General features: G+C 57.1%; 16 protein-coding genes. 8 read left to right on the forward strand and 8 right to left on the reverse strand.

Annotated features, from left to right (window positions below; translation table 11 throughout):
• Window positions 1-7 precede the first annotated feature (7 nt).
• Both CNO20_RS15595 and CNO20_RS15600 read right to left on the reverse strand, forming a co-directional pair.
• Window positions 8-1,240, reverse strand: coding sequence for a glycosyltransferase family 2 protein (locus tag CNO20_RS15595; protein WP_101297052.1), 1,233 nt, complete (start codon window positions 1,238-1,240; stop codon window positions 8-10).
• A 337-nt stretch (window positions 1,241-1,577) separates the two neighbouring features.
• Window positions 1,578-2,594 (reverse strand): DUF1616 domain-containing protein, encoded by a 1,017-nt coding sequence (locus CNO20_RS15600; RefSeq protein WP_101297053.1) that lies wholly within the window; start codon window positions 2,592-2,594, stop codon window positions 1,578-1,580.
• A gap of 180 nt (window positions 2,595-2,774) precedes the next feature.
• Here CNO20_RS15600 and CNO20_RS15605 point away from each other — a divergent pair, with 180 nt between their 5' ends.
• From CNO20_RS15605 to CNO20_RS15615, 3 genes are all read left to right on the forward strand, one after another.
• Window positions 2,775-4,220 carry a DUF58 domain-containing protein gene (locus CNO20_RS15605; RefSeq protein ID WP_101297054.1) on the forward strand — a complete coding sequence of 482 codons (1,446 nt, stop codon included), beginning with the start codon at window positions 2,775-2,777 and terminating at the stop codon, window positions 4,218-4,220.
• Window positions 4,221-4,728: 508 nt separating this feature from the next.
• Complete coding sequence (locus CNO20_RS15610; protein ID WP_143423246.1) at window positions 4,729-5,226, forward strand: DUF8163 family membrane protein; 498 nt, start codon at window positions 4,729-4,731, stop codon at window positions 5,224-5,226.
• Entirely contained in the window at window positions 5,223-6,182 is a 960-nt protein-coding gene (locus tag CNO20_RS15615) for a DUF7982 domain-containing protein (RefSeq protein ID WP_101297056.1), read from the forward strand. The genes CNO20_RS15610 and CNO20_RS15615 overlap by 4 nt, the downstream gene beginning before the upstream one ends.
• Window positions 6,183-6,336: 154 nt before the next feature.
• On the opposite strand, the gene CNO20_RS15620 is transcribed toward CNO20_RS15615, so the two are convergent.
• The 3 genes from CNO20_RS15620 to CNO20_RS15630 are packed head-to-tail and all read right to left on the reverse strand — an operon-like array spanning window position 6,337 to window position 8,690.
• On the reverse strand, window positions 6,337-7,338 hold the full coding sequence (locus tag CNO20_RS15620; RefSeq protein ID WP_101297057.1) for an AAA family ATPase: 1,002 nt from the start codon (window positions 7,336-7,338) through the stop codon (window positions 6,337-6,339).
• Window positions 7,331-8,401, reverse strand: coding sequence for a DUF4350 domain-containing protein (locus CNO20_RS15625; RefSeq protein ID WP_101297172.1), 1,071 nt, complete (start codon window positions 8,399-8,401; stop codon window positions 7,331-7,333). The genes CNO20_RS15620 and CNO20_RS15625 overlap by 8 nt, the downstream gene beginning before the upstream one ends.
• A gap of 13 nt (window positions 8,402-8,414) precedes the next feature.
• Window positions 8,415-8,690 (reverse strand): DUF8044 family membrane protein, encoded by a 276-nt coding sequence (locus CNO20_RS15630; RefSeq protein ID WP_101297058.1) that lies wholly within the window; start codon window positions 8,688-8,690, stop codon window positions 8,415-8,417.
• A 229-nt stretch (window positions 8,691-8,919) separates the two neighbouring features.
• On the opposite strand from CNO20_RS15630, the gene CNO20_RS15635 reads away from it, so the two are divergent.
• The 3 genes from CNO20_RS15635 to CNO20_RS15645 all read left to right on the forward strand — a co-directional run bounded on the left by CNO20_RS15635 (window position 8,920) and on the right by CNO20_RS15645 (window position 12,819).
• Window positions 8,920-10,602 carry a right-handed parallel beta-helix repeat-containing protein gene (locus tag CNO20_RS15635; RefSeq protein WP_233204218.1) on the forward strand — a complete coding sequence of 561 codons (1,683 nt, stop codon included), beginning with the start codon at window positions 8,920-8,922 and terminating at the stop codon, window positions 10,600-10,602.
• Window positions 10,603-10,853: 251 nt separating this feature from the next.
• Entirely contained in the window at window positions 10,854-11,882 is a 1,029-nt protein-coding gene (gene gmd, locus CNO20_RS15640) for a GDP-mannose 4,6-dehydratase (RefSeq protein ID WP_101297059.1), read from the forward strand.
• A gap of 10 nt (window positions 11,883-11,892) precedes the next feature.
• Window positions 11,893-12,819 (forward strand): NAD-dependent epimerase/dehydratase family protein, encoded by a 927-nt coding sequence (locus CNO20_RS15645; RefSeq protein WP_101297060.1) that lies wholly within the window; start codon window positions 11,893-11,895, stop codon window positions 12,817-12,819.
• A 111-nt stretch (window positions 12,820-12,930) separates the two neighbouring features.
• Here the strand turns inward: CNO20_RS15645 and CNO20_RS15650 are convergent, their stop codons facing one another.
• The 3 genes from CNO20_RS15650 to CNO20_RS15655 all read right to left on the reverse strand — a co-directional run bounded on the left by CNO20_RS15650 (window position 12,931) and on the right by CNO20_RS15655 (window position 16,630).
• Window positions 12,931-13,392 (reverse strand): NUDIX domain-containing protein, encoded by a 462-nt coding sequence (locus CNO20_RS15650; RefSeq protein ID WP_101297061.1) that lies wholly within the window; start codon window positions 13,390-13,392, stop codon window positions 12,931-12,933.
• A 362-nt stretch (window positions 13,393-13,754) separates the two neighbouring features.
• On the reverse strand, window positions 13,755-15,086 hold the full coding sequence (locus CNO20_RS22670; RefSeq protein ID WP_233204220.1) for a right-handed parallel beta-helix repeat-containing protein: 1,332 nt from the start codon (window positions 15,084-15,086) through the stop codon (window positions 13,755-13,757).
• A 113-nt stretch (window positions 15,087-15,199) separates the two neighbouring features.
• Entirely contained in the window at window positions 15,200-16,630 is a 1,431-nt protein-coding gene (locus CNO20_RS15655) for a right-handed parallel beta-helix repeat-containing protein (protein ID WP_143423250.1), read from the reverse strand.
• A 329-nt stretch (window positions 16,631-16,959) separates the two neighbouring features.
• Between CNO20_RS15655 and CNO20_RS15660 the strand changes: the two genes are divergently transcribed.
• Window positions 16,960-18,858, forward strand: a complete 1,899-nt coding sequence (locus tag CNO20_RS15660; protein ID WP_101297063.1) for a S8 family peptidase — start codon at window positions 16,960-16,962, stop codon at window positions 18,856-18,858.
• Window positions 18,859-19,904: 1,046 nt separating this feature from the next.
• Window positions 19,905-21,644 (forward strand): hypothetical protein, encoded by a 1,740-nt coding sequence (locus CNO20_RS22675; RefSeq protein ID WP_143423252.1) that lies wholly within the window; start codon window positions 19,905-19,907, stop codon window positions 21,642-21,644.
• Window positions 21,645-21,730 lie beyond the last annotated feature (86 nt).

Genomic DNA, 21,730 nt, shown 5'->3' on the forward strand with positions numbered 1-21,730 from the left:
CAACTCATTATTCTGCTATTGCGCTAAGGAAAAACGAGCTGAAGACTATCTGCAACCCAAGCACCATCGCGGTGAGAGCGACAACGTCACCCATCAGAAAAGGCAATTGAGTAAAGTCACTTGTAACCCAGCGGATCACCATGACTCCGGCGAAGCCGGCCCCAACTCCAAACAGGCACAACCCGAACGTCGCGCCGTGTTCCAGCTGAACATTCTGCGTAAGGTATTCGGTCACAGGATCTTCCGGTGCTCGAATCGGATTCCCAGCGACGGTCGCGAACGCACCGAGACTCACGACCTGGGTTCCGACGATCGTAAAGAGGCTACCCGCGATCATTGAGTGCACCCCCAAGGTAATGCCGTTGATGGGGACGCTGAAATAGGCGAGAGCCATTACGAACGCACCGAACACACTGAGCAAGAACCCAGGAACCGAAAACAGATAGCCGGGCGCGTTTACGAGCATGAACTTCACGTGCCGCCACCCATCACGGAAGCTGTCCAACGTCGCCTCGCCCTCGCGCGGGTGGTACGTGATCGGCAGCTCCTCGATGGTTAGATCGCGAGCCCCGGCGTCCATTATCATCTCGCTCGCGAACTCCATTCCGTCGGTCTTCAAATCCAGCTCCTCCAGCGCGCCCCGCGAGATGACGCGCATCCCGCTGTGGGCGTCGCTCACGCCGGCGCCGTAGAACACGTTCAGGAACTTCGTAAGGAGCGGGTTGCCGATGTGCTGGTGTAGCGGCGGCATCGCCCCCTTCTTGATCTCACCCTCCAGGCGGCTACCCATCGCCATATCTGCGTCGCCGTTCGCGACCAGCTCGTAGAGCTTCGGCAGCTCCTCGAAGTCGTACGTCGTGTCGGCGTCGCCGATGGCGATGTACTCCCCGCGGGTCCGCTCGAAGGCGTACCGGTACGCGTACCCGTACCCCGGCGCGTCGGGCTCGACGACGATCGCGCCCATCTCCCGGGCGATCTCGGGGGTCCGGTCGGTCGAACTGTCGCTGACGATGATCTCGCCGGGCACGCCGAGCGTGCCGAGCGCGCTCTTGATCCGCTCTATGCACTCGGCGATCCCCTCTTCCTCGTTCAGCGTCGGCATGACGACGCTGAGCGTCGGCGTCTGCTTGCTGTCTTCCTGAAGGAGCAGTGCCTCGCCCGAATCGTCGCCGATGACTGCGGTACGATCACCGTTGATCGCCGCTCCGTCGACGCCGCCGATGGTCTGTTCAGCGGTCATGCGTCGTTCCCGGGAGTCCGGTGTTTCGGCCCGTTTCGAGCGACGCAGCCTCTGTCGAGGCCGCGGGGCGCGGCGACGCGTTCGAAGCGGTCGCGTCGGTCGGAAGGCAGCGTCCGACTATTCGGTTGTCGATGTCGGGGAGATAGTGACTCATCAGATAGATCCACGGACATCCAGTAATAAAATTTTTTCTGTCCTAAGGATACAACGACCTATTTAGTCATTATACTACCAAGCAGTGTAGTAGTATTAGCATATTTCATTTGTTACGTACACTACTTTCGAATATTGGCGGTATGCGTCGCAAGAAGTAATTTACTCCGCTAGACCGGACTTACTACTCCGAAGATTCCGAAACGTTGACCCAAAGGTGAAGCTCCTGATCGGCGTTCTCCACCGTGGGATCGGCCGGTAGCGTGCCTTTGTAGAGGAGATACGTCAGCCGGAGTCGATCACCCGCGATCGGAGGCGTGATCGTGTGCTGAGTCCGCCACGTCTCGTTGTGATCCAGGGTCGTCTGGAAGCGGTGTAACTCCCGCTCTTCGAGAACGCGCGTCGAGTTGTTCCCCGTTTCCACCCGGTGTAACTCCACGACGACGGTGTAGTCCACGGCCTCGTGCTCCTGGTTAGTGATACCGACGTACAGCGACTGCCCCTCGCCCTGCGTGAAGTTCGTCGGGTAGTCGTCGGCGACGAATTCACCGTTCTCGTCCTCGGTCAGGAGGTAGAACTCGGTAAACGACTCGCCGCCCCGCGGGGTCCAGACCGCGTACGCGACGCTGCTGACCGCGAGCAGCAGGCAGATCACGAGGACGACGTTTAGGACCGCGTCGGTGCGCGTCTGCGGGCGGAGCGTTTCCTCCCGAAAAACGGCGATCCAGTCGCGGTACGGAACGACGAACCGCCGCGATTCGGGGACGCGCTGGCGTCGATTGGCGGCGAGGCCGGCCATCGCAATCGTGAACGCGCTCAGGGCGACCAGAATCGGCACGAGGCGGATCCCCCACGGGGTGAAGTTCAACAGAAGTCCAAGGAGCGCGACGATCGCGATGCTCGTTCCGAACGAGAACGCCACGCGTTCGAGCCCGTCGATCCCGGAACGGCCGGATCTCTCCCCCGAACCCTCGGGATCTCCGGTCGCACCCTCGGGAAACAGCGCCGAAATGAAGGCGTATCCCGGAACGAAGAGGACGAGCGGAAGCCCGAGGACGACCCGCAGCGGAGTGTCGCGAATCACTGGGAGCAAAGCGGCGGCGTCGACGAGGACGACGAGGCAGACGACGGCGGTGAGGTCGGGCGGAAACCGGCGGAGGGGCGCCGGAAGCAGCAGCCGCCAATTCCTCTCTTCGGACATATATTCGTCCATCGCCACCGGATCATAAAAAAGGGATGGTATCGCGGATAGAACGACGGTAGGCGTTCGGGGAGTTTCTCTTCGATCGGGTGCCGGCAGATCACCGTCCGAAACCGCCGATGATAATTACGGACTATCCTCGACCAGAACTTACAACTACTCCGGGGGAAAGGGTTCGGTATGCACGTGTCACGCCGTTACTGGGCCAGCGTGGCCGTCGCCGCGTCGCTGGCCGCGCTTTCCGTCATCACGGCCAGGCCGGTCCTCCTGTTCGGCGCGGCTGGCCTGGGCGCGTGGCTCATCGCCCGCCAGTACGCGTTCGTCCGCGGCGCGACGGCGGTCGACGACCGACTGACGGTGGATCTGACGCTCGCCCGAACGGAGGTCGTGGTGGACGAACCCGTCTACGCGGCTCTCAACGCCCGTGTGACCGGCTCGACACCGCTCGCGATTTCGATAACCGCCCCGGAGCCGGTGGCAGGGCGAGCGCCGTCCGAGGAGGATCGAAGCGTGTCGATCACCCGTACCGACCAGGAGGCGACGACTTCGTTCGAGGTGTCGTTTCCGACGGCCGGGACGTTCCGATTCTCGCGCTCCGCGGTCACGCTCTCGGACCCGTTCGGCCTGTTCGAGGAGACGATCCGGCGCGGCTCGACACCGTCCCTCACCGTCGAACCGCGAGCCCCGCGCGAGATCCACGTCGGCCGCGGCGGCGACCGCATCGCGGCGGCGTACGGCGAGCACGCGACCGAACAGAGCGGGTCCGGCCTCACCGTCGCGGAGCTCCGCAAGTACGTCGCCGGCGACGCGGCGAACCGCATCGACTGGAAGGCGACGGCCCGACTCGGCCACCCGTACGTCCGGGAGTTCGAGACGGAGACGGACAGGCGGACGGTGCTGCTCTGCGACCACCGCGGGACGATGGCTGTCGGCCGCGAGGGCGAGACGATGCTCGACTACGCGCGGGAGGTTGCGCTCTCGTTCGTGAGCAGCGCCCGGGAGCTGTCGGATCCGCTCGGGCTGTACGCCGTCGGCGACGGCGGACTGACCGTCCGCCTCCGACCGAGCACCGAGCCGGCGAACTACTCTACGATCCGACGGAAGTTACACGACCTCGAACCGACGCGATCGGAGGGGAGGCTATCGACCGGCGATCGAGAACCCGCGATGAGTCCGGCGGCCGCCCACACCGCGACCGTTCGGCTGAAGGGGGACGACGCCGACTTCGCGACGACGCTCCGGCCGTTTTTCCGCGCGGGGGAGCGGTACGTCCGCCGGATCGACGGCGATCCCCTCTTCGAGACCGTCCGGACGGAGATCGGTCGCCTGCGGGGAAGCGTCTGGACCGTCATCGTCACGGACGACAGCGCGCGCCGACACGTGCGCGAGGCGGTCAAATTGGCGGCGAGAAACGACGACCGCGTCCTCGTCTTTCTCACCCCACGCGTGCTGTTCGAGCCGGGTGGGCTGGCGGATCTCGAAGCAGCCTACCGGCGATACGTCTCCTTCGAGGAGTTCCGCCGCGAACTCGATCGCCACCCGCACGTCACCGCCCTCGAGGTGGGTCCGGGCGATCGCCTCGACGCGCTCCTCGGCGCGCAACGGCGGCGACGGGCGCGGGCGTAGGTCAGCGTAAATTCGGTCCAAAGAGTATCAAATCGGCGTGATTTTTGAATCCGACAGCGACACGCCAGAGTACGGATCTTCGTCTAACCGCGGCATTCTCACGGCGATGAGCAAGTAAAAGTGACATCCTCCCGCCTTAAAGGGCGAGGATTCCCCAGTTCTGTGTGACCGATTCTGGTGGTTGGGAATTCAAGGTTCGTGGACTGTCGGCCACTGGCTCTGCCACGAAGCCGTTACTCGTACCCGCAAGGGTTTCGAGTTACCTGGTTGTTTAACGACAGTTGGCACGGTAGGCTCACTATTTTGGTTTCGGGCAAGGCCCGTGGCAAACACCAAATCAACTGCCAGGTTTCCGCGCACATTCCTTCAAACACTGCGAAGAAACGTGTACCTTCGGCATAGAGTGAAAGTAGACAAAGGCGGACGCTATATCTCCATTGTAAACAACGGTTTTTCACATCCCCAATACCGCAGTATATAAAAGGCGGCTCGACGTAGGGGGAGAGGAATGTCACGTTCAACGAATGGTGAAGCGATCGCCCCCCGGCGGCCGCCGTCGCGCTGGCAGCGCGTGCTCAAGTGGGGCGGGCTCCTCGCAGGTACCGCCGCGCTGAGCGCGACCGGCGGCGCGATCGGGGCCGGCGTCGGGATCGCGTTGCTCCTCTTCGGGTTGGTCCTCTCGGAGGAGGTCCTCTTCGCCGTCGCGCATCTCGGTCTTCTCGCCGTCTTCCCGGAAGGGCCGGCGGCCGCACAGCTCACGCTCGTCGAACTCGGGCTCGTTCCCGTTCTCGTGAGCCCGTCGCTGCGAAGCCAGACACCCGTGCGGCTCGCTGCGGCGACCGTCGTCCTGTTCGCCGCCCTCGGCGCGGTTACCTGGGAGGCGATGACGTGGCTGGAAGAGCCGCTACCCGTCGCCGGACTCCTAATTCTGATCTGCGCTGCGTTCGCCTACGGGCTCCACCGCTACGAACGCGTTTCACTCGGTCTCGCGGGGGACGTCGCATGAGCAGTCAGCTCTCGCGCGACGGGGCGGACGGTCGGAACGAGGCGGAGGAAGTCGACGAGACGGACGAACGGAACGCCGAGAGGGACGTCGATGGCGCTGACGGAGAGTCCGACGCGGCCGACCTCGCCGCCCAGATCGACCTCCTCCGGGCGGAGAACCGTCGCCTCAGAGAGGAGTACACGCAGGCCAAGCGGACGCAGTACCGTCGCACGGCGCTGGGACTTGCACTGGTCGGCGCACTGGCCACGGGAGCCGCCGTCATCTTCCCGAGCGCGCGGACCGTCCTCCTCGTGCTCGGCGGGACGGGGCTCTTCTCGGCGGTGTTGACGTACTACCTCACGCCGGAGCGGTTCATCGCGGCCGACGTCGGCGAGCGCGTCTACGGCGCGCTGGCGGACACGCAGGCTGCGATGACGGCCGAGCTTGGACTGCAGGATGCACGTATCTACGTGCCGACCGAGGGAGACCCCGCCGCGCAACTTTTCGTCCCCCAGTACGGCGACCATGAGCTCCCGGACACGGCGGAACTCGACTCCGTCTTCGTCGTCTCCGAGGAGGAGCGGCGACGCGGCGTGTCGTTCATCCCGACCGGGAGCGCCCTCTTCGCGGAGTTCGACCGGACGCGAACCGGCGGTCTCGGAGAGACGCCGACGGAGCTGGCCGACCAGCTGGCCGACGCGCTCGTGGAAGGGTTCGAACTCGCAGACAGGGCGGCGGCGGACGTCGATCCGGAGGACGGACGCGCGACGTTCCGTGTCGACGGGAGCGCCTACGGTCCGGAGGCGCGGTTCGATCACCCGGTCGTGTCGTTCCTCGCCGTCGGCCTCGCCGTCGGCCTGTCGACGCCGGTGGCCGCCGAAGTCCACGGCTCCGACGCCGCCGACTTCCTCGTCACCTATCGCTGGGACTTCGACGAGTCGGATGAAGGGGTCCCGTCGGACGAAGAGGTCGCGTAGTCGGGAAAACCGGCGACGACGTCGGAGCGAAAGAGGACACAGTCGAACGTAGGCCGGGTGCCATAACGAACTTTTCGGGGAGAAACGTCGACCGTTGAGGGGAAGCTGAGCGGATTTCCGCGGGGTGAAGGCGGCTGCGTTCGGGAGACATCGCCTACATTCGGGAGACATCGCTCCCGTCGGAGATAGGTGCGCTCTCCGAGGAGAGGGAGGATCCTTCGGGCGGTTCGATTCCGTCAACGACCTCTGCGACGACCTCGGAAACGCTCTGTCCGCTGAGTTCCGCGTCAGCGGTGAGAACGAGCCGGTGGGCGAGGATCTTCTCGGCGAGGGACTTCACGTCGTCTGGGATGACGTACTCCCGACCGCGGATCGCAGCGCGGGCCTTCCCCGCGTTGAGGAACGCGAGCGTCGCCCGCGGCGAGGCGCCGTACTCGACGGCGGGCGACTCGCGCGTCGCGGCCACGACATCGAGGATGTACTCCTTGACCTTCTCGTCGACGTGGACGCGCGTCACGGCCTGGCGCGCCTGCAGGACGTCTTCAGGATGGACCATCTGCGTGACGTCGTCCGGGCCGAGATTCGGGTTCGCGTCGAAGCGATTCAGGAGCTCGTGCTCTTCGTCGAACGTCGGCAGATCGACGGTCAGCTTGAACTGGAAGCGGTCGCGCTGGGCCTCCGGCAGCTCGAAGGTGCCCTCCATCTCGATCGGGTTCTGCGTCGCGATCACCATGAACGGGCTCGGGAGCGACAGGGTATTACCCTCGATCGTGACGTGCTGCTCCTGCATCGCCTCCAGCAGTGCGCTCTGGGTCTTTGGCGTCGCGCGGTTGATCTCGTCGGCGACGACGAGGTTCGCGAACACCGGACCGCGCTGGAGCTCGAACTCGCCCGCGTTCTCGCGGTAGACCTGCGTCCCGGTGATGTCGGCGGGCAGGACGTCCGGCGTCATCTGAATCCGCCGATAGTCGAGTCCCGTTGCGCGCGCGAAGAGGTTCGCCATGGTCGTCTTCGCGACGCCAGGAACCCCTTCGAGCAGAACGTGTCCCTCCGTGAGCAGCGCGACGGTGAACCCCTCGACCACGTTCTCGTTGCTGATGAGTACCTTCTGTACCTCGTCTCGGATGCCGGTATAAATTTCGTTTACGCTATCCATTACCATCACCTTCATCCTCTTCGGATAAAACGCCTGCTATCACGCGTTCGACTCGGCGGTCGTCCCAGTCCGGGTGCTGTCGCCGGAGATACGCCGCGAGTTCGTCCCTCCGCGCGGCGTCGATCCGGACTTCATCGCGCGCGTCCCCGCGACGCAATCGACCGAGGAGCCCCGGTCGCTTCGTCCAGCCGACGACGAGGCCGAGCCCCACGACGCCGACCAACACCTGCAGCACGGGCGATCCACGTATGAACAGGAGCGCGACGGCGAGCGGCGGCTGGCTGCCGCTGTGCGAGTAGTCCAGGATGGCGCGCTTGTGATCGTCGAAGATCGCCCGGACGAACCCGCGGTTCCCGGGCCGGTCGAGCATCGCGTTGATGAACAGGCTCGGATCGCCGACGACGATCACCCGGCCCTCCCCGACCGATTCGACGGTTACGACCGGACGTTCGCCGAGCGACTCATTGCCGTCGAGCTCCCCGTTCTGATTCTCGTCGAAGTAGGCGAAGCCGGACGTCGTCGCCCGGACCGTCGCGCCGTTTGGTCTGACGGCGGTCCCGTAGTTCAGCGTCAGCTGATCGACCCCGTCGACGATCGAGGCATTCGGGTCGTCCGAGACGTTCGTAGCCACGGGCATGTTCGGCGAGCGGTAGTTGTGCCGCTCGTCCCGGAGGGGTCGGCCGTCGAATCGGGCGTCAGCGCCGACGTCCGCGAGGAGCGCGTCGCCGTGCGGACCGTAGTCGTCCGCGACGACGAGCGTTCCGCCGTTGCGAACGAAACTTCGTAGCCTGGCGCTGTCTTCCTGCTCGTAGCGCGTCTCGGGCGAGAGGACGACCGCGACAGTTCCGTTCGCCGGCGTCTCCCGGTACGCGCTCGTGTTGAGGACGATCTCCGACTCCGTTCCGACGGCGTCGGCCTCCGCCTTGAGGGACGAAGCGCCGTCCCATGCCGAGTTGTAGACACCGAACGCCGCCGTCGACGTGCTCGCCGCGACGATCGCCGCCACCGCGAGGAGGACGGCGAGTGCGACGAGGAGTGCGCGCGGGTAGCCGATTTCGGACATGCTGAACCGCACCTCAGAACACCTCTACCGGGAGGGTCGAGAGGATGCGGCGGACGGCAACGTAGCCGAAGGCGGCAAGTCCGGCGAGGATGAGCCATTTGAGTCGCGCCCGCCACTCCGGCGTGACCGAAAAGGGCGCCGTGAACTCGACGACGATCAGAAAGCCGATCAGCGAGAGGACGAAGAACAGTTCGAGCGTCAACGCGTCCAGGAGGGCCAGCGCCAGCGCTGCTGCGAGCATCCACGCGGTCTGCGCGTGGACGAATCTGCGGCGGCGTGCTGTGGCCATCGAGCGGGGCTAAGAATCCCTTCCTTACTAACCTATTGGCCGAGGAAAATGCATGTCCTACACACGGTGTTACTCCCAAGATCATCATTTCTTCTACGAGTTAAAATTGAGATGAAACACCAGCCAGGATATGACTCTTTTGGGGAAAGTCTTTTTAACTATTCTATCGTATGATAAACGTAGGTTAGCTATGAAAAAACTAACTCGTCGAGAGATTATTGCAGGAACCATGGCCAGCGTAACATTAAGTGCTGAATCGAGCGCCCATATGACAAAAAAAGAACCAGGTCGAAACAGCGCTCCCCAAGTAGATGAAAGTGATATGAATACAGCTTATACAAAAACATATCGGGCAAGTAGTAAAGAAGAGCTACCCGTACCAGAAAATCCACCTGCTCTTGGAGTTACTCCTGGCGGTTTTTACGAGTGGCTTGTAGGAGACGCGGAGTGGAAATACGTCCTCAAGTCTCTATCATTAGAAGAGCTAAATAAGATCCAAATCGCGTTTCCTGAAGATGACTGTCCAGGCATTCAAGAAGCAATTAATTTGCTCCCTGATACAGGGGGTAAAGTAATCCTACTTGAAGGGACATATGAGGTGAAAGATGGGACAGCAAATGAAGCAGCTATATTCGTTAATAAAAGTAACGTGACCATTGAAGGACAAGGTCACTCAACAAAGATATTCCTCCCAGACGGTATTACTGAGCCAGGTAAGGGGAAATCTATTTTAGATATTGGTCAGCCTGCTCATGAAAGTAATCCACAGATTGTTACTGGATGTCATCTAAAAGACTTTCTCATTGATGGAAATATGCAAAATCAAAACCCTGATGAAATAACGGATCTAAGTGATATGCATAATATAGAAGTGGTCGGTAGTAGGCACAAATTTTCCAATCTTTGGTCAGTCAATTCTACGGGAGATGGTCTCGAATTAACTAGCAAGCAAGACCCATCGGTTACAACTGATATCACAGTAGCGAACTGCCATTTCCACGATAATAATGAGCATTGCATTCATTTCCATGGCTGCCAGAACGTTACGGTTTCTAACTGCATTCTTGATGGGGAACGACAATCTACCGTCATTTCTACGTGGACAAATGTCACCGATAATAAGGATATTACTCTCGATGGGTGCCAGATACTTAACGGTAAAGGGAGAAGTGGGATTGAAATTAAGGCAGATACTTCACAAGTAGTTGACGGAAGTCAACGGAAGACACGTGGTTTTCGTATGAGTGATTGTCTTGTCGCCTACAATAACGGTTTAGGTCTAATGATTGATGGGCGTTTCTCGGAAGATATTGAGATTACAAACTGCACTTTCCTCGAAAATGGTAAGGGTAATGGCACACACAACGTGAAACTTGAGGGAGGTCAGGATGTACAAATCATTGACTGTTCGTTTAAACATGGATGGATGGATGGCCTGTTAATATCAACTGCGCGAAGTGAGGTCAAAGATGTGGCAATTAAGAATAATGTTATTAAGAACAATAACCAAAAAAGTGGATCATTCCCGAGCGGACTCGGTGTAGAAGTAGCTGGAAATAACATCACACGGCTTCGAGTGACCGACTTAGATATTATTTCGGATGAGAATTCACCAAAACACTATTTTGGAGTTAGAGTTATCGAGAGGTCACCGGCCGTTTACCAGGATGTCGACTTTTCCGGAGTTTATATCAAAGGAGCAAGCAGAGAGGAGTGGTACAATATAGATATTATCGCTGATTATTTAGGAGAAAATAACCCTACGAAACCGATCGATGTAAGGCAATTGAAGCAAGAAGTCGGGAATCAAGCCTACCATGACGGAAGTGGAGGGAACACACCCGGTCCTGCATTTTACGATAATACTATAAGTGCATGGAGATCACTTGTCGACGGGACAACAATAAGGTAGTCGTGATTCTATCGTTCATTGACAAAAAGTCAAAGAATGATTGAATATTATCGAATTTAGTCAAAGAGATCCCGACTCGGGGTTCAGCCTTCGAACTCCAAGCTGTCGATCACTAATTTACATCATCATCGAATATTAATGTCTGCTCATCGCAGGCGAAAGTCCCAAGACTAGGGTCTACTTCCTGTGACGACCTTTTAAATTTGGGGTCTTCGGTAGCTTAAAGTGATAAGATAGTGTTTGAAAAATCAATGCCGTCAGCGTTGATAACCGGAGTGACAGGACAGGACGGAAGCTATCTCGCCGAATATCTGGACAGCAAAGGATACGATGTCTACGGGCTAGTCCGTCGAACGTCCTCGAAGAACTACTGGCGGATAAAACACCTCATCGAAGATGACTCAATCGATCTCATCGAGGGGGATCTCGAGGATCAGGTTTCGCTCAACCGCGCGGTGGAAAAGGCCGATCCCGACGAAGTGTACAACCTGGCGGCACAGTCTTTCGTCGGAACGTCGTTCAAACAGCCCCTCTACACGTCGAACGTCACGGGGCTGGGGGTTACTCGGTTACTCGAAGCGGTACGCCAGCACGCGCCCGACGCCCGCTTCTACCAGGCGAGCACCAGCGAGATGTTCGGCGAGGTCGACGAGGTCCCCCAAACGGAGGAGACGGACTTCCACCCTCGGTCCCCGTACGGCGTCGCGAAGCTGTACGGATACTGGTCAACCATCAATTACCGGGAGGCGTACGACATGTTCGCCGTCAACGGCATCCTGTTCAATCACGAGAGCCCCCGTCGGGGGGAGGAGTTCGTCACGCGGAAGATCACACTCGGGGCAGCGCGTATCAAGGAGGGGCTACAGGACGAACTCCGCCTCGGAAACCTCGACGCGAAGCGGGATTGGGGCGACGCGCGAGACTACGTGAAAGCGATGCACCTTATGCTGCAGCAGGACCCCGAAAACCTCCGCGATTACGTCATCGGAACCGGCCAGACCTACACCGTCCGCCGGTGTGCAGAGGTCGCGTTCGACGAACTGGGGTTGGACTACGAGGACTACGTCGTCGTCGACGAGCGGTTCTACCGGCCCGCGGAAGTGAACGTGCTTCAGTCGGATCCCTCGCAGGCTGAGGCCGAGCTGGATTGGTCCGCGGAGGTTACCTTCGAGGAAATGATCCGAGATATGGCGCGGACGGACCACGAGCGCGTCAAGCGCGGCGACGAGCGGTGGGTTAATCCCAAGGCGGGCCTTCGTTTACAACCGGTAGTCGAGTAGGATCATCACCATGTCATCGAATAAACCTCTCGAATCGGTCTTCGTTACTGGAGGTACCGGCTTTCTCGGCGGCCACCTCCGGGATGCGCTGGCGAGCGAAGGGCTCGACGTCACTCTCCTCGTTCGTCCGACAACCGACGTACAGGTGCGACCGAACGAATCCGTCCGACGCGGCGACGTCACGGCGCCGGAGAACTTCGAACTGGGAAATCCTGATGCAATCGTTCACCTCGCCGGCCAGACGAGCATCGAAACGGCCATCGAATCTCCCCGGACGACGTGGGAGATAAACGCGACGGGGACGCTCAACCTTCTTGAGGCGGCACGAGATGCGGACGACGCCAGATTCGTCTACGCGAGCACGGCCAGCGTGTACGGTCCTCCCGAGAAGCTACCGATCTCCGAGGATCATCCGATGTATCCGGCCGAGCCCTACGGCGGGAGTAAAGCGGCCGCGGACCGACTCGTGCACGCCTACCACCGCACGTACGGACTTGACACCGTGACCGCCAGGATTTTCAACACTTTCGGACCGGGACAGCCCACCCACAACGTGGTTCCCGCGATCATCGAGCAGGCGCTGACGGACGAGACGGTCGAGCTGGGTAATCTCTCGCCGAGTAGAGATTTCCTGTACGTGGAAGACACCGTAGGCGCGCTTCTGACGTTGCTAAGGAGCGGCGAGAGAGGGGAAGCCTACAACGTCGGACGGGGCGAGGACACCGAAATCGGGGAGCTCGCAGGCCTCATACTCGAATTAATCGACAGAGACGTCGAGCTCGTCTCGACCGCCGATCGACAGCGCGACGAGGGCGTCGAGATCCCGAGACACGTTTCCGATTCTTCGAAACTTCGGAGCCTCGGATGGTCGCCGGACTACGACCTCGAAGCGGGCCTCAAAGCGACCATCGACGCGGTAAGTACAAAAAAAGCGTAGCCGCTCGATTCCTTTTGAGTAGCTTCCGGAAGAAGTGGGAGTTCGAGGCGAGATCGTGACGCCGAGTTGATGGTTCTGACTCCGCTCGAAGGGAAGCGGACGCGCCGCTAATTAAAAGAAATCTCCGTCTTCCAGGTATCGGATGACGTATTCGTGAAGCGTCGGGTCGAGTTCCGTTATAAGTCGATAGTCATCGTGTTGTCCGTCAAGTACGATGTCTTCGGCGTTGCTTTCCGCGTGAGCGTGGTACACGATATTCACCGTGTGGGTCGTCTCCACGTTGGGCAAGTTACCTGTGTCCCAGAAGTGGTTGTAAACCCCCAGCATTTCGCCCAACCGAATGGCGATACTGAGTTCTTCTCTCGCAAGCCTTTTCGCCGCCTGGTCGAACGTCTCACCTTTGTACAGCCTCGTTCCCGGCCAGAACCACTCCCCCTTCGCCGGTTCGTTGCGTCGCCGAAGCAGGAGGATTCCTTGATCGAAGGAGATTACGAGCTCGACACTCACTTGCGGCATCGAATTCAAGAAGCGTTCAAATTGTTCCATTGGGACGCTCTCGTCGTGTACCTTCATGTGAAACAGCTTTCGATGGAGTATATTAAAGACCTATGTATGAATGAGATAAATATCTGTTTGATCGCTGGTCTATGTTATAGCACTCGTCTGTTTACTGTCTTAGAAAGATATCTCGTAATTTACTTAAATGTTTCAATTAAATACGCTTTATTTATAAAATTTTCATTGGGTATGGAATTTTAACAATCACCCCACCATGATTCTATTCCGGAGGCAATTATTAATAAATATTATGATTTTCGCTTTTCAGAATTGCTTTTTAAAAACAGAGATTAGACGGTATACAGAACTCAGCTTTCTAGATTTCGATTATAAAAGTCTATTCGAATCAGATAACAGACTATCCTGTCAGCATTGAACTAGTGGATTGCCCCACCGTCAATCTGCGAAATCCAGTTGTTCCCGTTCCAGACAGCCAGTCCAGTTGGGTAATTACCCTCCCCGTTGTGAATCCCTTTATCGCCAACATACAGGCCGCTAACACCTCGTAGATCAGTTGGCACGATATCACCGTTATCACGGAGTCTTAAAGCATTCGAGCCCGTCTTGATAAACGGTGTATTGTCGAGAGCGAGATGCGATGACCGGTGGAGGTCAATGTCAGCGACGTTTGAGACGAAGATAAGCGCATCTTCGTAATTCCGGTACGTCGAGTTGTTGATACTCACCTTATGGGCACTGTCGACAAAAATTCCGTGGTATCCCTTACTGCGTCCGTTAGGTGCGGTCCGAGCGTAGATACCTTGGAAATAACAGTCCCGAACTGTAAAGCACCCAGAGCCTCCGGGAAGGAAGATCTCTTGAGGGTACTCGGAACTCATACCATTTCCTTCGAAGTAGATATTGTAGAGACCTTGACCTCTCCCATAGGTAGCTTTGATGCCAGCTGCGCCGTTGTTTTGGATGGTACCACCGTGAAAGCTTGATGAGTTCCCCCGAAGCTCGACACCGGGAAGGTTGTTTCCGTCATAAAGCCCGCAGAAAAGGGCGTGACACCCAAAGAAATTCGTATTAGCAGGCTTCGCACTTTGATTTAACTTGAACCCGACTCCTCTACAAGACCAGGCCATACAGTCAATAAAATTAAGTCCGGGAGATAGCCTCGGCCTACCCTCCGGAGATGTATAACCATCAACTTCGATGCCATGCGATTGGTTTTTGAAGAGGATCAGCCCGCGGTACGTCGAGTATGGGACGCCACGGATGCGCATCCCAACGTTCCCTCCGATGAGTTTAAGGTCGCTCACCAATGCCCTGTTTTCAAAGTCTCGCTGACCAGTTCCGAGGACTTCGATGACGCTCGCGTTCACGCCAGTTGCGTCAATCTCTGAGCCGGCAGGATGCCCTCCGGTTAACGAGATCTTCTTCTGGGTGAGATCGAGCTGGATCGGGAAAGTTTCGCCAGCGGTCTGCGCATCATACGAACCGTGAACATAGATTATGTCACCATCCTCCGCGGCTGCAATGGCCTCTTGAATAGTATTGTAGCCGTTTGGCGTCCCAACGACGAGTCGTCCGCCGATGTTCATCTCGTCGGGACCGTATATGATTCGCGCTCCTTCGGTATCGCTCTGTTGTGTCTCGATCTGTTTGGCAATCCCCGTGTTAGGAGCGTTCTCGTCGAAGAATCCGACCTGCGGTTGGGTTTCTGGAGCTGTGCTTTCGTCGACCATATTGTTATCTTCTCTCATTTTTTATCCGTGTTTTTGTGTTGTTCTACTGTACAATCAGGCATACGAAGAATCGAAAAACCCTGCTAGAGCTGATTGCCATGCCGTGACAATCTCTCCGCACAGGAGTTTCGTCACTGGATCACACCTCCGTCGATCTGGGAGATCCAGTTGCTTCCGTTCCAAACCGCCAGTGCGAGGGGGTAGCCGCCGCTTCCGTCGTGGATTCCTTTATCACCATCGTAGAGGCCCTCTATGCCGCGCAAATCGGTCGGTGCGATATCGCCGTGATTGCGAAGCCGCAGAACGTCCGAAGTTGTATTGACGAACTGCGTGCCGTCAAGCCCGAGGTGCGAAGACCGATAAAGGTCTACGTCGCGGGCGTTTGTGACGTAAACGAAGGCGTCTTCGTAGTTCTGGTACGTCGAGTTTGCGACGCTCACGTTCGGAGCGTTAGCGATGGCGATGCCTCGGAATCCTTTGGTTCGTCCGTTCGGTGCGTTCTGAGGGTAATTCCCCCGGAAGTAACAGTCGAGAAGTGCGAGATCCGGTGAGGTTTCGCCGACGAATACTTCCTGCGGATATTGCGAGCTCATCCCGTTCCCCTCCAAATACGTATTATATATGCCCTGTACTGCTCCAGAGCGAGCGTCGATACCGGACGAACCGTTGTACTGTACCGTACCGCCGTGAAAACTTGAGGAAAACCCTCGGAGCAGAACGCCGGGTAGATTGTTCCCGTCGTACAGGCCACAGTAGAGCGCGTGACAGCCAAAAAAGGTGGTACTGTGCGGGCGCGCGCCCGGATCCAACCTGAATCCGACACCGCGACAGGCCCAGGCCATACAGTCGATGAAGTTAACTCCGAAGGTACCTCTAAATTCACCGTCTGGTGAGGTATACCCCTCGACCTGAACACCGTGCGACCGATTTTCAAAGAAAATCAGTCCGCGGTATGTCGAGTATGGAACGCCCTGAACGCGGAGTCCGATGTTACCACCGATAATCTTGAGATCTTGTATAAGTGCCCGATTACGGTAGTCGCGCTGGCCACTGCCGAGCACTTCGATGACGTTGGCGTCCACGCCCGTTGCGTCGATCACTGAACCGGCGGGGTGCCCGCCGGTCAACGAGATCTTCTTCTGGGTGAGATCGAGTTGGATCGGGAACTGTTCGCCGGCGGTCTGTGCATCATACGATCCGTGGACGTAGATTGTATCGCCGTTTTCGGCCGCGGCGATAGCCTCCTGTATCGTGTTGTAGCCGTTCGGTGAGCCGACGACGAGTCGGCCCCCGACGTTCATCTCGTCCGGCCCATATACGAGGCGCGCCCCGCCGGTGTCGGTCTGCTGTGTCTCAACCTGGGGAGAGACGTTGTTGCTTCGATCTCTCCGCGTAACGGACGCGCCGAAGGCCCCAGCGCTAAGAGCGCCGAGGAAGCTCCGTCGAGACCACTCTTCGGATTCGGTCTGATCCCTCTCTGGAGCGTTGATGAAGCGATCGGCCACATCGTCTTCGGCCTGTTCCTCTCCGATTGATTTTCTTCCGTTTCTGTTTGTCTTCAATGCAAGTTATTCTGTAATTCTATACACTGTTTGTTATTGTTTTAATATATTATATTATTCTATCTCTACTCCTGGAGAAATTGAACTCTAACAGCCTATAACTTGTTGTTGTTTTTGATTAGTGTATGAATTAATTAATAAAATTCTCTAAGAAATATTATTAAATTTAGGAATTTACGGGTTAGACGATGATGGGTGAATTAACTCGTAGGAAGATACTGAAAAGAGCCGCTGGAGTGGGCACAATCGCCATAGGAAGCCGAAGCGTGGAGGCCGATAGCACACCCCAGCCGGATCGACTTATAATTGGAACTGCGACGGAGAGGGCGATGGAGGCGGTTCAGACCGAAGCAGCTGCGGTCCATCAAACGCTCGACTTCGGCCGAATCGGCGGAGCTGTCGTCGGGACCTTCCCCTCCGAGAGCTGTAGTATGCTCAGTAGCCGTAGCGACGTCCGCTACGTCGAGCCGGACGGGATTCTCGAGGCGACGGGGCACGGCTCCAGCGGAACCCAGACCATTCCCTGGGGCGTCGATCGGATCGACGCCGACGAGGTGCACCACGACGGCTACACCGGGAGGGGCGCGGACATCGCCATCATCGACACTGGCATCGACTCGGATCACCCCGACCTTCAGGCGAATCTCGGGGCTGGAAACGCGTACGTGCCGTGCGGAACAACCGTTTCGGGCGAACCGTGCACGCAGTCCAACGGCAACGACTGTCTCCAGCCCTGGGACGACGACAACGATCACGGCACGCACGTTGCCGGCACCGCTGACGCGGTGAACAACGCCGAGGGCGTCGTCGGCGTCAGCACCAGAGCGACCCTCCACGCGCTGAAAGCGCTCGATTGCAACGGACAGGGGTACTACTCGGACGTCGCCGCCGCAATCGTCTACACCGCCGACCAAGGGTGGGAGGTCGCCAACTTGAGCTTGGGCGGCGACGTCGGCTCGCAGACGGTTCACGACGCCTGTAAGTACGCATACCGCAACGGCGTGCTGCTGGTTGCGGCCGCCGGCAACGACGGGTGCGAAGGCTGCGTCGACTACCCGGCCGCCTACCCCGAGGTGATCGCGGTGAGTGCAACGACGCGAAATGACGCGGTCGCGTCGTTCTCCTCGACGGGCCCCCAGATCGAACTCGCCGCGCCAGGCGCCGAGATCTACTCCACCGTCGCCGGCGGGTACGCCACCTTCTCGGGAACGTCGATGGCGGCACCGCACGTCGCGGGCGCGGGCGCGCAGCTGATGGTGGTCGGGTTCAACAACGCGAACAACGTTACGTACGACGAGAGCGGCGAGCTCTCCCAGGACAGCTACGAGAATCCCGACGGTGCCCGCGGTCGCCTCCGCCAGACGGCGGAAGATCTCGATCTGCCCGCTAGCGCCCAGGGGTACGGATTAGTCGACGTCGAGGCCGCGCTCGCGATCGGCGAAAGCGGCACCGTCTCGGTCGATCAGCCGGACCGAAACACGTGGCGTACCGTCTCGCTCAGGGGAGCCTATGACGATCCTGTTGTGATCATGAAGCCGGTCTCCTACAATGGTGTTCACCCTGCTCATGTGAGGCTTCGGAACGTCCAAAGCGAGAGTTTTGAATTTCAGATCGAAGAGTGGGCGTATCAGGACGGTAAGCACGTACAAGAAACGATCCAGTATATCGTCATGGAATCCAGCACGTACGTTTCATCGGCTGGTAACAGGATTGAAGTAGGAACGATGACGACAAATCATCAGTTTACTGAACGTAATTTCACCCAGAACTTCACTACTAAGCCAGTTATTTTCGCCCAGTCGCAGACTCACAACGGTCCATACCCAATAGCCGTTCGTCAACGGAACACTTCGAGCACTAGCACCGAGATCCGCCTGCAAGAAGAAGAAGGGTTAGATGGGATTCATGTGAGCGAGACGGTAGGATACATGGCAATTGAACCGGGCGTGTTCAATATTAACGGTACACAATTCGAAGTCGGACGAACGCCTGACGCTGTGACTGACACCTGGTACAATATTTCATTCACAGAAAGCTACGAAACACCTCTGTTCCTGGCCGATTTACAGACGTTTGACGGATCGGATACAGCAACCCTTCGATATCGAAACCTCTCTAGCTCTGGAGTAGAAATTTCCGTCCAGGAAGAACAAAGTAGAGATACGGAAACACAGCATACGACGGAGGTAGTAGGATATGGAGTAATTGAAACAGGTGGTCTCATATAGCGAGTACTTCGCAAATCAGATGGTGGAAATACTATCACATCATAGGCACAAGACGGTTCTCTATCAGATTTTTCGAAGAATCGGGATCTCATCGAACAGACGGGTTTACTTGTGTCTCTTTCCTTAGCGTTACCCGCGAGCATACAAATGGTTTTAATACTATATCAGTAGCTCCCTGGCCGCCTCCGCTAGTATCGAATACGTAGGATCCAGTTCCGCACAGTACAAATTTTATCTGTTGTAACGTCAGTCAATCGAATGTGCCTGCAGGATAGTCTAAAATATCATTATATTTTTCGTCCAGAGACACAGAGACAGAGAGGAAAACTGGCACGTCCAAATAGAGCCCTCATGTGAAATTTGAGGAGACAGGGCTTCTGTGGATAATATCTGTAGTTTTATAATTTGAAGAAGCCCGAATTGTCTCCCTCAAACGTCAGTTCTATGTTTAGGATGAATTTCGCAGTGGCCGCGTCGAATCACCGAATCGATGCAGGCACCTCGTCGGGGTATTACACATCTACACCTACACGGCCCCACAATGAGAGGAACAGTGGTGTCTCGAACGAAGCAAGCGTGACCCGCCGTGTGAATCCTGTGTTCGCCTTTTCCGGATCGGTTTCTACATCGTCTATCATTATTATTTTCTGATCACACCATGGGCAACGATACTTTCCCAGCTTAGACAGCTGAAAATGGCTGTGCATTATTCGCATATAATTGTACAAGTCAGAGAAGGGGTTTGCACAAGCCTCCAACGAGACATGCGGCTGTAACCTACATGGTTGTCTGTTGAGTGGAGTCCACACTTACTCTGATTTAAAGAGGGCTTCCATGGTTCCGGCAGAATACACAACTGCCAAGAATATTTGATAGAGGAGGTGAAACGAAAAGGAGCCGATACCAAAACCGAGTATCACAACTAATGAAACAGTCTCTATAGCCGTATTTAATAATATTGTTGGGAGACTCGTCTGCAAACCACATAAATATCTCCGGAGATGACCTCGATGGTTTTTAGTTGGAGCTGAACATTGCTTCACGTTATGAGAAAGGTGAAAATAGCCGCAACCCTTGCCACAGTATGTTTCTCTGCGGGGATACTCGGCACTCACACGACGGGGATGCTCTATCCGTGGCACCCTCTTGGTGCGATTGGTGCAGGACTTTCTCTGATCTGGGGGATCTGGGCTGTTCGGACGCGTCGAGAGGGTCTTGCGGTGGTAGTCCTTGCAGGCCTCTTAGCAGTCGGATATCGGGTCTATTCGTTTGCATTCCCATCGAGCCTCATGGGGTTTGATCCGGATGCTCATGCGGTTCGGAGTCAGATTATCATACAGAATGGCGGAACAGAGCAGCTCATTGGATTGTTTTACTCAGAAGCTGTATTGTTCCACGTCCTTGGGGCTGAGACCGCACTTATCACAGGTCTCCCAATCGATACTGCCTTTGGGATCTTTCCGCTCACGATTGGCGTTGGTGTTGTCGTCTTCGCGGCGACATTGACGAACCAACTTCAGCGATCGTGGGGTGTTAGTGGGGAGGCCGTGGGTAAGGCGATTGCCGTAGCGGCGGTGGTCGCAGCGGTCGGGGGATCAACAATTCGCTACGCGACTATGCCTATCCCTACCACCCTATCTGCCCTTCTCCTCGCGAGCTTTGTTTCTGTATTCATCGTTTATCGAGAAACTGGGTTTGATATCCGGCCCTTTATTATCCTTGCAGGACTGGTCGCTGCGCTCGTTTACCTTCATAAAGTCTCTGTGCTGATTGCGTTTGGAATAGTTATCTTCCTAACCTTGCTTTGGAGTGTCGATTGGTGGATCACGTCACGTTCCCCGGCGTCGTACGTCTCTGGACCAGTAATCGGACTACTGGGCGTGATCATCTCTGTGCAGTGGCTGTTTGTTACCGAATACATTAACCCCTATACAGGCGTTGTGGTGATTCTCGCTGCGCTAACGAATGCAGATTTGTCACTGCTTTCCCAGACGCCAACATATACAGCTGCGACAAAGTACACGGTCCCGCTGTGGCGTACAGTCCTGAATTCGAGTTTCATTCCGTTCATCCTCGGAGCGGGCGGAGTAGCGTGGCTTAGTCTCTTTACCCGTCGCCGTGGCGACGTGCCGACGCGTGCAGTCCTCGCTGCGGCAGCAGTAACAGTTGGATTTGCACTCCCAGGCTTGGCTATTAGCGCCGCCCCAGGTTTTCGTCGCCAATTCGCGATGGCGAGCGTGTTCGTCGCCGTTCTTATCGGTATTGTTTGTACTCGCGCGTGGGCACCATGGTCTTCGTCGACAGCCGGTCGTGAACGAGTGGTTAGCGTATTGTTAGTTAGCGTTGTTGCTGTGATCATCGTCACGCAACTTCTCTCCCCACTTGCGACTCCGGACCATCCGGACATGCATCGCCAGTACCTGACTGAAGCGGAGGTCGACGCAAAACACTTCTCAAATCAGCATGTTGGTGACCTTGTTCATGCTGAGATGTATTACGCAGATGAGGTTGTGGATTTTCCACGCGCGGCACGAGGGGGCGCGGTTCATCAACAAACAGTGCCAAACCCTCAGTGGCGACCCGGTCTAATGAGCATTGAATTACTGAATGCGACGCTCATTGAGCAAGAGTATGAATACGTTGCCGTGCGACCGAAAGTCGAGATTTATCGGCTTGTAGGCGGGCGGTATCTCTTGGAGTGGGAACCGGAGCGCGAGTTAGACAGCAATTATCACCGAGTATATGTAAATCGAGACGTCAATATCTATCGTCAGGCGAGCGATTGATAACACTAGAGTCATAATGCTACTTTATAAGTGGTTTCACATAGCTTTTTTCTCAGGGGTAAAGCCGATGGATAAATCTGCTAGCT

It is taken from the genome of Halegenticoccus soli, from assembly GCF_002844195.1.
Taxonomy (GTDB): Archaea; Halobacteriota; Halobacteria; order Halobacteriales; family Haloferacaceae; genus Halegenticoccus; species Halegenticoccus soli.

Coding starts and splice junctions, on each gene's coding strand:
- CNO20_RS15595 (WP_101297052.1), bottom strand. CDS start 1,240: ATGACCGCTGAACAGACCATCGGCGGCGTCGACGGAGCGGCGATCAAC.
- CNO20_RS15600 (WP_101297053.1), bottom strand. CDS start 2,594: ATGTCCGAAGAGAGGAATTGGCGGCTGCTGCTTCCGGCGCCCCTCCGC.
- CNO20_RS15605 (WP_101297054.1), top strand. CDS start 2,775: ATGCACGTGTCACGCCGTTACTGGGCCAGCGTGGCCGTCGCCGCGTCG.
- CNO20_RS15610 (WP_143423246.1), top strand. CDS start 4,729: ATGTCACGTTCAACGAATGGTGAAGCGATCGCCCCCCGGCGGCCGCCG.
- CNO20_RS15615 (WP_101297056.1), top strand. CDS start 5,223: ATGAGCAGTCAGCTCTCGCGCGACGGGGCGGACGGTCGGAACGAGGCG.
- CNO20_RS15620 (WP_101297057.1), bottom strand. CDS start 7,338: ATGGATAGCGTAAACGAAATTTATACCGGCATCCGAGACGAGGTACAG.
- CNO20_RS15625 (WP_101297172.1), bottom strand. CDS start 8,401: ATGTCCGAAATCGGCTACCCGCGCGCACTCCTCGTCGCACTCGCCGTC.
- CNO20_RS15630 (WP_101297058.1), bottom strand. CDS start 8,690: ATGGCCACAGCACGCCGCCGCAGATTCGTCCACGCGCAGACCGCGTGG.
- CNO20_RS15635 (WP_233204218.1), top strand. CDS start 8,920: ATGGCCAGCGTAACATTAAGTGCTGAATCGAGCGCCCATATGACAAAA.
- gmd (WP_101297059.1), top strand. CDS start 10,854: ATGCCGTCAGCGTTGATAACCGGAGTGACAGGACAGGACGGAAGCTAT.
- CNO20_RS15645 (WP_101297060.1), top strand. CDS start 11,893: ATGTCATCGAATAAACCTCTCGAATCGGTCTTCGTTACTGGAGGTACC.
- CNO20_RS15650 (WP_101297061.1), bottom strand. CDS start 13,392: ATGAAGGTACACGACGAGAGCGTCCCAATGGAACAATTTGAACGCTTC.
- CNO20_RS22670 (WP_233204220.1), bottom strand. CDS start 15,086: ATGAGAGAAGATAACAATATGGTCGACGAAAGCACAGCTCCAGAAACC.
- CNO20_RS15660 (WP_101297063.1), top strand. CDS start 16,960: ATGGAGGCGGTTCAGACCGAAGCAGCTGCGGTCCATCAAACGCTCGAC.
- CNO20_RS22675 (WP_143423252.1), top strand. CDS start 19,905: ATGAGAAAGGTGAAAATAGCCGCAACCCTTGCCACAGTATGTTTCTCT.